Below are 13,389 nucleotides of genomic sequence, written 5' to 3'. Positions count from 1 at the left end.
CAAACCGCTTTGCGGGATTTGTTCTGTTAATGTAAGAGAGTAGAAGCTTAAAAATATGGGAGGCGGAAGAAATGGCGACATGGAATTTAACGAGTACGCAACAACATATTTTGATTTGTAATGGAAGTAGCTGCAAAAAGGCGGGAGCTGAGGAAGTGACTCAATCGATTCGTCAAGAGATTACGGAGAGAGGTTTAGACCCTGTTTTACATACTTCAAGGACGCTTTGTAATGGACGCTGTCAGGATAAATGTGTCGTAATCGCTTACCCTGAGGGCCGCTGGTATAAGGAGGTGACGAGTGAGGATGCAGCTTGGTTTGTCGATACTCTGATCACAGGTGCTAGCAGAGAAGATAAGGTAAGTCACGCCTATAATGGGACATGTTTTGAACGAACAGATGGGACGGTAGCAGGGGTGGAAAAAGATGTCGCAATCGTGAAAAAAGTGTCAAAAACGTTTTAGATAACGCGGGTTGTTCCTAAGCTGATAGAAGCTTTAAGGAATAACCTTTTTTAATGACCATTGTTTAGCGAAATCCTTTGACTTTTCCTAAATCATCCATTAAAATCTACAAATAGTAATTATTACGATTTGTATTATGGAATAGTTGGAGGCGAATATGGATAAAAAAATTCCCGTAACCGTGTTAAGTGGCTATCTTGGCTCAGGAAAAACGACATTGCTTAATCATATTTTAAAAAATCGAGAGGAACTAAAAATTGCCGTTATTGTAAATGACATGAGTGAAATCAATATCGATGCGGAGCTAATTAAGCAGGGTGGGGAACTCACTCGAACAGAGGAAAAGCTAGTAGAGATGTCTAATGGCTGCATTTGTTGTACACTTCGAGAGGATTTATTAATTGAAGTCGAGAAATTAGCGCGTGCTGGTAATCTTGACTATATCGTTATTGAATCGACAGGAATTAGCGAACCGACGCCTGTTGCTAAAACATTTTCTTACATAGACGAGGAATTAAACATTGATTTAACACAATTTTGTCGTCTAGATACGATGGTTACCGTTGTCGATGCTTATCGCTTTTGGCATGATTTTCACTCTGGTGATACTCTACTAGACCGAAAACAATCATTAGGTGAGGATGATACGAGAGAAATTGCTGATTTACTCATTGAGCAAATTGAATTTTGTGATGTGCTAATCGTCAATAAGTGTGACCTAGTGACAGAGGAAGAACTAGAAAAACTAGAAGTCGTATTAAGAACGTTACAGCCAAAAGCAACGATTATCCGTTCTGAGCATGCAAAGGTGGACCCACAAGAAATTTTGAATACGCACTTGTTTAATTTTGAAGAGGCAAGCCAATCAGCTGGATGGCTTCGTGAACTAACAGCACAGCATACGCCTGAAACGGAGGAGTATGGGATTTCGTCTTTTGTTTATTTTAGAAGAGAACCTTTTCACTCGGTTCGCTTTAAGAATTGGATCGAGTCGATGCCTAGTCAAATTGTGAGAGCAAAAGGGATTGTTTGGTGTGCTACAAGAAATAACGTAGCGCTACTCTTGTCACAAGCGGGGCCGTCTGTCTCGATTGAACCCATTTCCTTTTGGGTTGCGAGTCTCCCTTCCTTTGAACAAAAAAATATTATGAAGAAAAATCCACAAGTACTAGATGATTGGGATGCAGAATTTGGCGACAGACATACAAAGCTAGTATTTATCGGAACCGATTTAGACAAAGATGAAATCATAAAAGAATTGGATAAATGCCTACTAACAGAATCCGAGTTTGATAGTGATTGGAATGCGCTAGAAGATCCGTTTGAGTGGTTTTTACAGAAGGCATAAACGTAGCGAATCATTTTAGGAATAATTCTGATTTAGCTCTAGTAAAATAGTTGAAGAATATCATGTAGGGGGTTGAAGATGAATAAGGTGCCTGTCTTTATTTTAAGCGGTTTTTTAGGAAGTGGGAAGACGACGCTGTTACATCGCCTATTAGAAGCATGTTCAACTAAAAGGCTAAAGCCAGCTGTACTAATGAATGAAATTGGTGAAACCGATACGGATGGAAAAAGCTTAGCGAAAGAGCAGGTTATCGAGAAGCTATTAGACGGTTGCATTTGCTGCAATAAAAAAAGTGAAGTAACAAAAAGCATGGAGAGGCTAGTAAAAGGAAAGCCTAATGTTATTTTTATTGAACTGACTGGTATCGCGAATCCAGAGGAGGTGGCGGATTCTTTAACGGAACCGGCGTTGCTTGATTTGGTTTATTTGGAAAAAGTCATAACCGTCGTTGATGCGGAACATGTGCTTTCCTATAATAATGTATTTGAATCAGACCGTGAACTCGTACGAACGACGAGAAGGCAAGTGGAAGTAGCGGATTATTTAATTGTGAATAAAATCGATTTTGTTTCAGAAGCCAAAAAGCAGAAGGTGAAAAAGTTTCTACTCAAGCATAATCCTAATGCAAAGTATTCATTCACAACCTACAGTCAAGTTGACCTAGACTTTTTAAGTGACCTAAAAACTAGTCAGTTAACGGTTCAGGTTTCAGGAAGTGAGCTTAAACAACAGCATAAGCATCGTCACTCGTATTCTCGTATCTCAAGTATAACGCTACCACTGTCATCTCAAACAACAAAGGCTGACATTGAGGCGTTTCTTAAAAAATGGAAGACTCGTCTTTTGCGGGCGAAAGGGTATGTTCGTTTAGGAGAGGATACGTACTTAATGCAGCATGTCATGAAGCGTGTCAGTTGGGAGAAAACACTGTATGAAGGAGAGCTATATCTCGTTTTCATTGGAATGGATCTACAAGAGGAGCAATTGAAAAAGGAATGGGGACGTGTAGCTGGGGCTGTCTCAAAAGCTTAAAGCGTGTAAGGCTGTGCCACAAGGTTAAAAAACAACCTTGTGGCACAGCCTCTTGTTTTGTTAATCGTAATTATTTTGATTTATTATACATGATTACGCCTTGTCCGCATATAGTGAACTATACATAAGAGGAGGGGAGCTGCTTGTGTGGAACAAACATCATGCTATAACAGGGTATCTATTTCTTGGATTAGCATGCTTACTGATTTTATATCATGAGCATGTGAAAATAAACAACTTGCATATTCCGAGTTCATTGCAAACCTTTAATATGATCTTTCTAAGTATAGTAATTGAGGCAATTCCATTTGTACTAATTGGTGTGTTCATTGCGGGAACGATTCAAGTATTTGTTACAGAGGAGCACTTAAAGCGAGTGATCCCGAAGTCGAAATGGCTCGCTGTAGTTATGAGCTGCTTTGTTGGTGCTCTATTTCCTGCTTGTGAATGTGGGATTGTTCCGATTGTTCGAAGGCTGATTGCCAAAGGGGTGCCGTTATTTGCAGGAGTAGGCTTCTTGTTAACAGGACCTTTAATTAATCCAATTGTTGTCTTTTCTACCTATATGGCCTTTGGTGAGGATAGTAAAATGGCCTTTCTAAGAATGAGCTTAGGGTTTGTGATTGCACTTGTTATTGCAGCCATTTGCCTACTATTTAAAACAAATCAGCTAAAACAAACGAAAGAGTCAATGTATGCAAACAACGAAACAGCTATTGCGAAACCGCCAATTGGACAACGATTTAAGGCGATGGTTGAACATACAATTGATGAGTTCTTTAGTATGGGGAAATTTTTAATTATTGGTGCCACTTTAGCGGCCTTAGTTCAGACGTATGTCTCAACTAAATCAATTTTAGGGATCGGTGAGGGGATTCTTGCCTCTACACTTGTCATGATGGGACTGGCTTTTTTGCTTTCGTTGTGTTCTGAGGCGGATGCCTTTATTGCTGCCTCCTTTCGTCATCTTTTTCCGGAAACGTCTTTACTTGGCTTTTTGCTTTATGGCCCAATGCTTGACTTGAAGAATACTTTCATGATGCTCGCTGTTTTTAAATTTCGATTTGTACTCGTCTTGATACTGCTAATAACAACTGTTGTTTTAGCAACGTTGGTCATGATTCATCCATGGCTGTAAAGGAGGTGTTTTTGTGCAAGGAAGGCAAGCATTGAAGGCGTTTGTGTTATTACTCTTTTCTGTCTTTATTTTCATTCTTCATCACAATGGGGAAATTGCCCGTTTCGTTAATCCTGATTATCTATATTTTAGCCAAATTGCTTCTGTGCTCTTTATGTTTTTATTTTTTGTTCAAGTGCCACGAATTTTTTCAGAAGGTACCGAACATGACCATAGCCAATGTGGTCCATGGGGGTGTGACCATGACGGTGAGGAGCTCTCTTTAAGATCCGTTTTATCCTATGCTGTCATTACTCTACCACTTTTAACAGGACTGTTTTTCCCTTATAAAGAATTTGGAGCAGCAGAGGCTTTAAACCGTGGAATTAGTTATACCTCTTTAGAACATGAACATTATAGTGAGGACGATAAAAAAGTACAAGAGATGTTAGATCTGCCTGTACTCGATTTTACTAATGAACAGTTTGCAAGCTATATTAGAGCGGTAACGACGTATCCACAGCTGTTTGCAGGAAAATCAATTGAGATAGAGGGATTTCTACTAGAAGATGATTATCTCTCACAAAGGCATACCGTCATTGCAAGGTTTCTCGTAACCCATTGTGTTGCCGACGCCCACGTAACTGGGTTAATCATTGACGGAGTATCACTTCAGCATCCTAATGATACATGGGTTCGTGTCAAAGGGAATTTGCATGTAAAAAGAAGCGGTGACCTGCTTATTCCTGCTGTGAATGTAAGTAGCATTGAGGAAATAGCCCCTCCCGTTGTTCAATATGTGTATCCGTAATTTATTCAACACAGTGGAGCGTGCCAAACCTCTTCGACTGTGTGCCTTGTTTGTAAGAGCATCATCCTAAAGTTTGAAATAATTTGGGTGAGGGGTCGCCCTTTTATATGTGAACGTTCTGAACTTGTAATTCCAGGTTCGTATCTTTAATGCCTAACCGTATTTCGATGTAAGCATTTTCAGTATCGTTATTTTATGATATATTTAAATAACTAGCAAACTACGAGAAGTCTTAGGATGGAAGTTATCAGAGACTTAAGGGTGCTACGTTATTTTAAGATAAGATAGGCTATTCTACGGAATAGTTTTTTATTTTTAAATTCACGTAGGAAAAAAGTCTTGATTCGTTATGCCGTTCTATGAGAAGTAGCAATAGAGATTTTCTAAAACCTAAAACCTAAAACCTAATAATGATTGTAAAAGGCAAGTTCACTGAAAGGTGGATACGCAAAGCTAAAGGGGCTAAGTTCTAAATATAGAATAAGCTAGCCAGTTACCGATTGTTAAAAACTAATCGGTTTGATTAGTTTTTTTATTAGGAGACGATAAAGATGATAAATCAATTAAGTAAATTAGAAGAATTGAAGCGTAAATTATATTTATTCACCTTACCTATAATCATAGTGGCGTTGGTTAGTAGCTTTTTCTATTATGAGGAACATGATCCGTTTAATTCGATCGTTCTACCATTGCTTACCCTTACCTACAGTATATCTTGGTTCCTAGTATACTACCGAAAGTGGTTTAAATATGTAGAACTTGTCAATTTATTTTTAATAAGTATGATTCATTTATTAAAAAACTATGAAATAGTCTATGTCGAAATGGCGATAAAGGAAAGTATTCTACAGGAAGTGGTACGTATTGGACACCACTAGTTTTCGTTTTTATCTTTGTTACCATAGTAGGAAAAAAGGCTGTATTCTATTCTATTGGTCTTTGGGCTTTGACTGTAATGATAGGAATCTCCAAATGGGATCATATCCCTCTCTATGGAAATCAGTCACTTATTCAATATTATTCATCCAACTTAGTCTATTTTATTTTTTTATTTTTTGGTCGTCATATTATTAGTACGTATAACAAAATCAGAAATGTTAGAAAAAATCGCTTATGAAGATTCACTAACGGAATAGCAAACAGAAGAAAAGTATACTTGTGGCTAGAAAATGAGTTAGCGAAGGGGAGACCATTTTCGGTAATCTTTTTCGATATAGACCATTTCAAAAAAAATAAATGATGAACTTGGACATGTTGTAGGTGACAAAGTATTAGTTGAGATGGCAGCACTGGTAGAAAATATGTTAGTGGAAACTGATTTATTTGGACGTTGGGGCGGAGAGGAGTTCGTTATCCTTACGTTTAAAAGAAATAAGCAAGAAGCGATTGAATTAGCTGAAAAGTTGAGAAAGGGGATTGAAACACATCCATTCTCATTAGCTGGTAAAGTTACTTCTAGTTTTGGTGTGACTAGTACAGATGACAGAGATACAACGGAAACTTTAATGAATAGAGTAGACGAGGCTTTGTATAGTGCAAAAAAAGAGGGGAGAAACCAAGTTCGATATTAGTTTGAGGCTTCGCTTTAGCCTAGTTTCCAATGTCACTCTTTTGTTTTTTTGAATAAATTGGCATGGCTTAAATATTCAAAAGGTGATTTTCTTTAAAAAAATTATGCTATGATTCTTATATCAAATAATAGATTAAGAGAAGGGGAGAGAGAGTGAAATATCGTACGTACATCATTGTTGTTGCTATCATGTTTTCATTAGTACCCTTAAACTCTAATTTAAGCTTTGCCGCTACTTTTTACCCTATTCCACAAGAGGATTCTGTAAACGGAAGAAATAGTCATGCGTATTTACCGAGTAGTGACGGAACGACTCAAAAGGAACGTGAAGCCTTTATAAGTGAAATTGCCGGATACGCTGTAAATGCGAATGAAAAATGGGGAATACCAGCTAGCGCAATCATTGGTATGGCAATACTCGAAAGTGGATACGGGACAACACGTACTTCACAGTTCGCAAATAATATATTTGGAATTAAAGTATGGGGCGTTAACCCTCCTAATGCGTGGCAGTTAGTAGGGCAGCCCGATGAAGACTTTGAAATGGCCATTTCCGTTCTTTCTAATATGGGCACTGACCGATTAATTTTTGATGAAACAAAACGAAGAGATAACTGGTACCGTGTCTTTTCTTCTTATGAAGGCGCCGTAAATTTCTTGGCAGGTACATTATTATTAAATAGTAGATATGGATTTGCACGAAATAGCTATCAACAAAGAATGAATGATGGTTGGAGTGTTGAGGATGCGTCAAGACAATATCTATTTGATATAGGTAACGCTGGATATAATCACCTAGGTGGCGATTATTATCGCCGAACCGTCGGGAAAATTATGGGACAGTGGAACCTTTATCAATATGATGGTGGGGATCATCTAAGAGATATAAAAGGTCATTGGGCAGAATCATCGATTCAGTTTGTGGCGGAACAAGGTTGGATTACTGGTTATTCTGATCGAACCTATAAGCCGAATAACCCATTAACGCGGGCTCAGGCAGCGACTGTTATGGTGAACTTCTTACATCTAAAGCCAACGGATGCGATGCATTCATTTCATGATGTTTCGCAAACCTTTTGGGCGAGGCAGTCTATTATTCTAGTTGCACAAAATGGAGTTATGAATGGTACCGATCAAAATTGGTTTTCCCCTAATACCTCAATCACAAGAGCACAAATGGTACAAATTTTATATAATGCTAGGCAATATCGTACACCTTCGAGCTGGACACAAAGCGACTTTAGTGACATCCCACATGGACATTGGGCCTTAACTGCTATTGAAACGATGCGAAGTGAAGGGATTATTAATGGGTACGGAGATGGTACATTCAGACCAAACGAGCCGATTACAAGAGCACAAATGGCAGCGATCCTGAAAAAGGTCTATGAGAGACAAAGCTAACGAGACTTTGAAGGTAACATCAAAAGGGTTGAAGTTTTTGGGGGTAGCCCAAGGATTTCGGCCCTTTTCATTTAGAAATCTGTATGGTTTTAACATTCATAACGACATGAAATGGTGCGGTTAAAAAGACCGCCTTTATATTAAGGCGGCGAAAATATCCTGTGAACTTTTTATAAGATTATAATCTTGGTAAAGTACTGACCAAAATTCTGCGAATGCGTCGTAGCAATCTATTTATTTCCATTATTTGTTCAGGGGTTAAATTATCTGGGTCAATAAGTGAACCTTCCTCTGTTCTTATTACTAGACACAATTCAAGAAAAACCTCTAATCCAAGCAATTCTATAATAGGCTCTTCCTGATCTAATACTACTCGAAGAATGTCTCTATTCGTTTCTGCAGGACAAGTCATTGTGTTCCACCTCCTTTGCATTTCGTAATATAGCTTATGTAGTAAATATAGATGTGTACGGGCTGTTCTACTGTTAAGACTGTACAATATTGAATTAATGCTACTAGCTGTTCCATATTTGGAGGGAATATTCTAAAGGTCTAAAATAAAGCGGAATTTAAAATTATGATAGGGGTGATATACATTTAGTAGGTATTTCTGTAAGAGGAGGATGCTCTGTTAACGAGGAAAGATAGCTGGATAACTTCGTTTTTTAATGGGGTAAGGTGTACATGTGCGGAAGTCTTTTTTATACACGTCTTTTAACCCGTTCGTATTCATTTAAAATATGATCTAATTCTTGGCTACATTTAATTGTGTCAGGGTGGTTAAGTCCTTTCATTTGACCTGTGGAGATCAACTTTAATCGTAAATACGTTATTTTTGATTCTAATTGTAATAATAACGCTCCATTGGTTTGCTCCATAAATATCTCCAAGTTATAGAAAAGTCTCTAAATTAGTCAGTAACATTATTATAATATAACCAGTGAAAACTGTTAACAGTTTTGGTCAAAATTATAAATTCACTAAAAAAATGTAATATCGTTGTAATAAATACCAAGCATGAGGACAAGATGTATTTATACTGAAAAATCATTTATTTGTTTTTAAAAATATATTAAATCCCATATTAGCGTGGCAATAACTCTTTGTATGTATAGGTATATTGTATGATATTATGAATGTAGTTATCCTTTTTGAGATGAAATGGCGAAAGTTAATTGTGTTCACAAACATAATATTATGTTTGTGATATATAAATTTTAAACATGTAATCCGGGAGGGGATTAATTGATGGATTAACGTAAGGGAAGGAGGAGACAGGTTGTTAGAAATTTTACTAATAAATTTTCTTTTTCTACTTTTACCTGTCATGATATACCTAATATTTTTTGAAGAAAGTTTAAAATTTTTCAGTCATAAAGCTGTTACTTTTTTTCTTTTATCGTTGACGATGATTTTATGTATGACATTCCCTATTAAAATAGAACTAGGCTTTATTTTTGATTTAAGGTACATTCCTTTTTTAATAGCTGCTCTTTATGGCGGATACCCAATTGCCTTTCCACTGTATATAGTATTAAATGTCTATCGTTTTATTATCGGTGGGGATGGTGTGATCTATTCGCTCCTTTTTTCAACAATTGTTTTTCTTTTGGTTCCTTTATTGAATAAAACGTTTATCAAACAAAACGAGAAGAAGCGAATTATCATCGCAGGGATTCTTTCTTTTTTGACAATGGCCTTTTATCTTTTCACGCTCAGTTCATTTTTTGAGGCCTTAAATAAAGAATTTTGGCTTATCACGATTAATGTGCTCGTCATCAACGTTATAGGTATGCTCATTATTATAACTCTAATCGAGAAAATTATTATGAACGCCAAAAAACGAGAAAAACTTATCGATGCAGAAAGATTAAGCGTCATAAGTGAGTTATCAGCTAGTGTTTCTCATGAAATAAGAAACCCCCTAACTGTAGCAAGTGGATTTCTTCAACTGTTAGTCAAATCAACAAATTTATCACAGGAAGAAAAACGATATCTTAATTTTTCATTAAGTGAATTAGGACGAGCAGAAAAAATTGTTAGTGACTTTCTGTCTTTTGCTAAGCCTCAAGCGAGCAATATGGTTGATTCTAACTTAAAAGACGAATTAGAGTATGTGAATAATATTATGGTTCCTTACGCTAATATTCATCAAGTCGATTTGCAATGTAGTTTTAAAAACGAATTAATAACTCATTATGATAGGAATCAGGTTCAGCAGTGCTTAATTAACCTATATAAAAATGGAATTGAATCAATGGTTGAAAAAGGCGGGACTCTTGCTATCGACGTGTCGAGTGAGGGGAAAGAGATTATTATTAAAATAAAAGATGATGGAATCGGGATGTCAAAGGAGGACGTGTTACGGTTAGGAAAACCGTATTACTCAACGAAAAAAGATGGAACTGGTCTTGGGATGTTAATGGTTTATAGTACCATTCATAAACTTGGCGGACATATTAAAGTAACTAGTGAAATAGGGAAAGGTACTGCGTTTTCAATAACGCTCCCTGTTAAGGATAAGTAGTAGTGTGTACAATAATATATATTTCATCGGGGTGTCTCTTTAGAAACAAATCTTTTGGGAGACCTCCTTTTCCTATATTCTATGGTAAAGTCTTGAAGAGTTTTATCAGTGAATTGATAAGTGGTTTGATGTCAGCATTTTCTACTAAAAATGGCTTATCGATGAAAAAGTCATCAGGAAACATGAAAGTGAGCTTAATATAGGAACTACAAAACATTGAATTCATTGTCATGCAACCAAAAGGTTTCATATAATTAACGTGCAACCAAAAGGTTTCGTATATGATATTTGGAGGAATTGTAATGAGTGAAAACAAATCAGTTACACCAGAAATACGTAAACATGCAATATTTAATGCAACGATTGAAAAGGTATGGAATGCTGTAGCGACCTCAGAAGGGATCGATTCTTGGTTTATGCCTAATGATTTCAAACAAGAGATTGGTCATGAATTTACGATTCAATCACCTTTTGGGCCGACCCCCTGTAAAGTTTTAGAACTAGAGCCACCCAATCGACTAGTTTTTTCGTGGGGAGAATTTGGCTGGAACGTAACATTTGAACTCAAGGATTTAGGAAACAAGACAGAATTTACTTTGATTCACTCTGGTTGGGGAGCTCCTGATGCGCTTATCCCTGGGCCATCTCAAACGAATGCAGAAATTCGAAATCGTATGAATAATGGCTGGGAATCAATTGTGCATGAAAAACTTCGTAAAGTGGTTGAACAGTGATGTCTGCTGCACAAAAGCATGATGTTTTTCAAGCGATTGCGGACCCTACGCGGCGTCAAATGCTTAAAATCATGGCAGATAAGGAGTTATCCATTACTCTACTAAGTAACCACTTTCCAATAAGCCGTACGGCCGTTTCTAAGCATTTGCGTATTCTCTCGGAAACACATCTTGTGAGTGTAGAGAAAGTAGGGAAAGAAAAACGTTATACACTTCAACCAGAGGCATTATTAGAAGTAAAGAATTGGCTTTCCTTTTATGAACAGTTTTGGGACAACAAGATTTCGATGCTTAAACACCTTATGGAAGAGGATGCTGAATGAATAGCTAGTCAACACCACAGGGGTTCATTATAAGAGCAGAACCGTGGCCTCTTGTCAAAATTGTATTATAACAGACAGAGTTGAAGTCAATAGGTATTTTTAAATGGTGTGTAAAAAGAAAGGGAGTGCTCCAAAAAAGGTTAGAAACAATCCTTTTTGGGCACTCCCTGGAATATGACATCAATTATTAACCTCATTGGTCAAGGTTTGTTCACAAGGTAATGAATTATATCTTAAATTGCTTTACTGTATTTGCAAGTTCCTCTGCCATTTTTGCAAGTGTTTCACTAAATGCAGTAACCTCTTGGGTAGAGGCATTTTGCTGTTCGATGGAAGCAGCTACATTTTGAGAATAACCAGAATTTTGTTCTGAAATATCGTTCATGTCATTCATTGAATGCTTTAATCGAGTCATTTCATCGTTAATTTTTTCAACAGAATCTGTGACTTCTACCATCCGTTTGGAAACTTCATCAACCGATAATGAGATATCTTTAAATGAAGTACCGGCTTGATCGACTAAATTTTTTCCTTCAGAAACGGTCAATTCTCCATTTTTCATTGAATCAACAGCAGTGTCTGTTTTTTCTTGAATTTCTTTAATTAGGTTTTGAATTTGTAATGCAGAATCATTCGATTGCTCTGCAAGTTTGCGAACTTCCTCAGCAACGACTGCGAATCCCTTACCGTGATCTCCAGCGCGTGCGGCTTCAATCGCAGCGTTTAAGGCAAGTAAATTTGTTTGATCAGATATAGCGGTGATTAGTGAAATGATCTTGCCAATTTCAAGTGACTTAGTATTTAGTTCATTAATAATACTGCTAATATCGCGTGTGCTATCAGTTATATGATCCATTTGCGAAATGAGCTGTGTAATAATATCTTCACCTTTATCTGATGACAATGAGGCCTGTTTTGAGGCTTCAAAAACGATGTTTGCCTGTTGTGAAATAACATGTGTATCTTCTGAAATTCGATTTACAAATTGGACAGAGTTCTTAAAGCTTTCAGATTGTTGTTCTGTCCCGGCTGCTACTTCCTGGATTGCATTTGTAATATGTTCAATTGTCTTACTATTTTCTTCAGCACCACTATTTAACTCCTCAGAAGTTGCGGCAACTTGTTGTGCTGATGCGGAAACCTTCTCCATTGTGCTTCTTAAAGTTGAGGTCATCGTATTAAAGTCTTGTGTAAGTTTTCCAACCTCATCCTTTGTCGTTATTTCTAATGGTTTAACAGTTAAGTTTCCATTTGCCACTTCCTTTACTTGAAGGGAAAGTTTCGTGATTGGGTCTGCTAATTTTTTTGCAAAGAGTAAGGTCACACCAATTCCGACTATAAGGGATAATCCTAAGATTACTAGAATCTCTGTAAAGATTTCATCAGCTTTTGAATTGAAATCTTGCATGTAGGTACCATAGCTAAGAATCCAGCCCCAATAAGGGTCGACTTCTGCATAGGTAACCTTGAGTGCGATTGTATCAGGATCAGAAGGTAATGGCCATTTGTAGTAGGAGTATCCATCTCCATTAAGTGCAGCTTCAACGATAGATTTCCCAACCTTTACACCATTCGGATCTTCGGAATCCCAAATATTATTTCCTTCTGATGATGGGTGAGCGAGTAAAAGACCTTCTTCATCGATAACAAAAGGATACCCACTTTCGCCAATTTTAATGTTTTCATTAATAGGACGACTACCATCAGCGGCTTTTGGGCCGAGTAATTGGCTTTTGGCTATTTCTTGTGCATCCTCTAAGGAGATTTCACCAGTTTGTACCAATTTATCTAAAGATTCAATCAATTCGATCGACATTCGAATGGATGTTTTAAGTTCATTTCTTCCCGAATCGTCTAGTGCGTCTTTGGAGGATTGATAATTTATTATTCCAATCGTGATGATGGGAATGGTAAGCAGCAGTAATGAGAAAAAAGTCAGCTTTGTTTTAATTGTTAACTTCATAGATTTACCTTCCTTTTTTTAGTATTTTAATATAAGTAGAAAACGCTTTCTAATTAGATTTTAACATTAGAAAAGATATATTAATAGCAGTATTTT

The 13,389-nt window shown here is 37.0% G+C and carries 14 protein-coding genes and 1 riboswitch; of the genes, 11 read left to right on the top strand and 3 right to left on the bottom strand.

What is annotated here, in order from left to right; translation table 11 throughout:
• Window positions 1–71: 71 nt before the first annotated feature.
• The 8 genes from B1R93_RS11265 (at window position 72) to B1R93_RS11230 (ending at window position 7,746) form a co-directional block, all read left to right on the top strand.
• Window positions 72–464 (top strand): (2Fe-2S) ferredoxin domain-containing protein, encoded by a 393-nt coding sequence (locus B1R93_RS11265; protein ID WP_088104062.1) that lies wholly within the window; start codon window positions 72–74, stop codon window positions 462–464.
• A gap of 157 nt (window positions 465–621) precedes the next feature.
• Window positions 622–1,812, top strand: a complete 1,191-nt coding sequence (locus tag B1R93_RS11260) for a GTP-binding protein (protein WP_088104061.1) — start codon at window positions 622–624, stop codon at window positions 1,810–1,812.
• 78 nt (window positions 1,813–1,890) lie between these two features.
• On the top strand, window positions 1,891–2,844 hold the full coding sequence (locus B1R93_RS11255) for a CobW family GTP-binding protein (protein ID WP_088104060.1): 954 nt from the start codon (window positions 1,891–1,893) through the stop codon (window positions 2,842–2,844).
• A 202-nt stretch (window positions 2,845–3,046) separates the two neighbouring features.
• Complete coding sequence (locus B1R93_RS11250; RefSeq protein ID WP_245308293.1) at window positions 3,047–3,982, top strand: permease; 936 nt, start codon at window positions 3,047–3,049, stop codon at window positions 3,980–3,982.
• A gap of 13 nt (window positions 3,983–3,995) precedes the next feature.
• A complete protein-coding gene (locus B1R93_RS11245; protein WP_165763787.1) occupies window positions 3,996–4,772 on the top strand; it encodes a TIGR03943 family putative permease subunit in 777 nt (258 codons plus the stop codon).
• A gap of 412 nt (window positions 4,773–5,184) precedes the next feature.
• A riboswitch (cyclic di-GMP riboswitch) is annotated at window positions 5,185–5,273 on the top strand.
• A gap of 50 nt (window positions 5,274–5,323) precedes the next feature.
• Complete coding sequence (locus B1R93_RS11240) at window positions 5,324–5,650, top strand: hypothetical protein (RefSeq protein WP_088104058.1); 327 nt, start codon at window positions 5,324–5,326, stop codon at window positions 5,648–5,650.
• 342 nt (window positions 5,651–5,992) lie between these two features.
• Window positions 5,993–6,343 carry a diguanylate cyclase gene (locus B1R93_RS11235; RefSeq protein ID WP_088104057.1) on the top strand — a complete coding sequence of 117 codons (351 nt, stop codon included), beginning with the start codon at window positions 5,993–5,995 and terminating at the stop codon, window positions 6,341–6,343.
• A gap of 152 nt (window positions 6,344–6,495) precedes the next feature.
• Window positions 6,496–7,746 carry an S-layer homology domain-containing protein gene (locus B1R93_RS11230; protein WP_245308262.1) on the top strand — a complete coding sequence of 417 codons (1,251 nt, stop codon included), beginning with the start codon at window positions 6,496–6,498 and terminating at the stop codon, window positions 7,744–7,746.
• Window positions 7,747–7,924: 178 nt separating this feature from the next.
• On the opposite strand, the gene B1R93_RS11225 is transcribed toward B1R93_RS11230, so the two are convergent.
• Both B1R93_RS11225 and B1R93_RS11220 read right to left on the bottom strand, forming a co-directional pair.
• The gene (locus tag B1R93_RS11225; RefSeq protein ID WP_088104056.1) at window positions 7,925–8,158 is read right to left on the bottom strand and encodes a hypothetical protein; all 234 of its coding nucleotides are present in this window, start codon (window positions 8,156–8,158) and stop codon (window positions 7,925–7,927) included.
• A 289-nt stretch (window positions 8,159–8,447) separates the two neighbouring features.
• Window positions 8,448–8,624: an aspartyl-phosphate phosphatase Spo0E family protein gene (locus B1R93_RS11220; protein ID WP_088104055.1), complete on the bottom strand. Its 177-nt coding sequence runs from the start codon at window positions 8,622–8,624 to the stop codon at window positions 8,448–8,450.
• A gap of 401 nt (window positions 8,625–9,025) precedes the next feature.
• On the opposite strand from B1R93_RS11220, the gene B1R93_RS11215 reads away from it, so the two are divergent.
• The 3 genes from B1R93_RS11215 (at window position 9,026) to B1R93_RS11205 (ending at window position 11,330) form a co-directional block, all read left to right on the top strand.
• The gene (locus tag B1R93_RS11215) at window positions 9,026–10,273 is read left to right on the top strand and encodes an ATP-binding protein (RefSeq protein WP_088104054.1); all 1,248 of its coding nucleotides are present in this window, start codon (window positions 9,026–9,028) and stop codon (window positions 10,271–10,273) included.
• A 302-nt stretch (window positions 10,274–10,575) separates the two neighbouring features.
• Window positions 10,576–11,007 (top strand): SRPBCC family protein, encoded by a 432-nt coding sequence (locus tag B1R93_RS11210; RefSeq protein WP_088104053.1) that lies wholly within the window; start codon window positions 10,576–10,578, stop codon window positions 11,005–11,007.
• A complete protein-coding gene (locus B1R93_RS11205) occupies window positions 11,007–11,330 on the top strand; it encodes an ArsR/SmtB family transcription factor (RefSeq protein WP_207634163.1) in 324 nt (107 codons plus the stop codon). The genes B1R93_RS11210 and B1R93_RS11205 overlap by 1 nt, the downstream gene beginning before the upstream one ends.
• 226 nt (window positions 11,331–11,556) lie before the next feature.
• Here the strand turns inward: B1R93_RS11205 and B1R93_RS11200 are convergent, their stop codons facing one another.
• Window positions 11,557–13,293: a methyl-accepting chemotaxis protein gene (locus tag B1R93_RS11200; protein WP_088104051.1), complete on the bottom strand. Its 1,737-nt coding sequence runs from the start codon at window positions 13,291–13,293 to the stop codon at window positions 11,557–11,559.
• Window positions 13,294–13,389: the final 96 nt, after the last annotated feature.

The sequence above is a fragment of the Halalkalibacter urbisdiaboli genome (genome assembly GCF_002156385.1).
GTDB lineage: Bacteria > Bacillota > Bacilli > Bacillales > Bacillaceae_D > Halalkalibacter_A > Halalkalibacter_A urbisdiaboli.
Note: the sequence above shows the minus strand (reverse complement) of the source record. Positions and strands in the feature narration are given on the sequence as shown.

Coding starts and splice junctions, on each gene's coding strand:
- B1R93_RS11200 (WP_088104051.1), bottom strand. CDS start 13,293: ATGAAGTTAACAATTAAAACAAAGCTGACTTTTTTCTCATTACTGCTG.
- B1R93_RS11265 (WP_088104062.1), top strand. CDS start 72: ATGGCGACATGGAATTTAACGAGTACGCAACAACATATTTTGATTTGT.
- B1R93_RS11205 (WP_207634163.1), top strand. CDS start 11,007: ATGTCTGCTGCACAAAAGCATGATGTTTTTCAAGCGATTGCGGACCCT.
- B1R93_RS11255 (WP_088104060.1), top strand. CDS start 1,891: ATGAATAAGGTGCCTGTCTTTATTTTAAGCGGTTTTTTAGGAAGTGGG.
- B1R93_RS11210 (WP_088104053.1), top strand. CDS start 10,576: ATGAGTGAAAACAAATCAGTTACACCAGAAATACGTAAACATGCAATA.
- B1R93_RS11225 (WP_088104056.1), bottom strand. CDS start 8,158: ATGACTTGTCCTGCAGAAACGAATAGAGACATTCTTCGAGTAGTATTA.
- B1R93_RS11220 (WP_088104055.1), bottom strand. CDS start 8,624: ATGGAGCAAACCAATGGAGCGTTATTATTACAATTAGAATCAAAAATA.
- B1R93_RS11260 (WP_088104061.1), top strand. CDS start 622: ATGGATAAAAAAATTCCCGTAACCGTGTTAAGTGGCTATCTTGGCTCA.
- B1R93_RS11240 (WP_088104058.1), top strand. CDS start 5,324: ATGATAAATCAATTAAGTAAATTAGAAGAATTGAAGCGTAAATTATAT.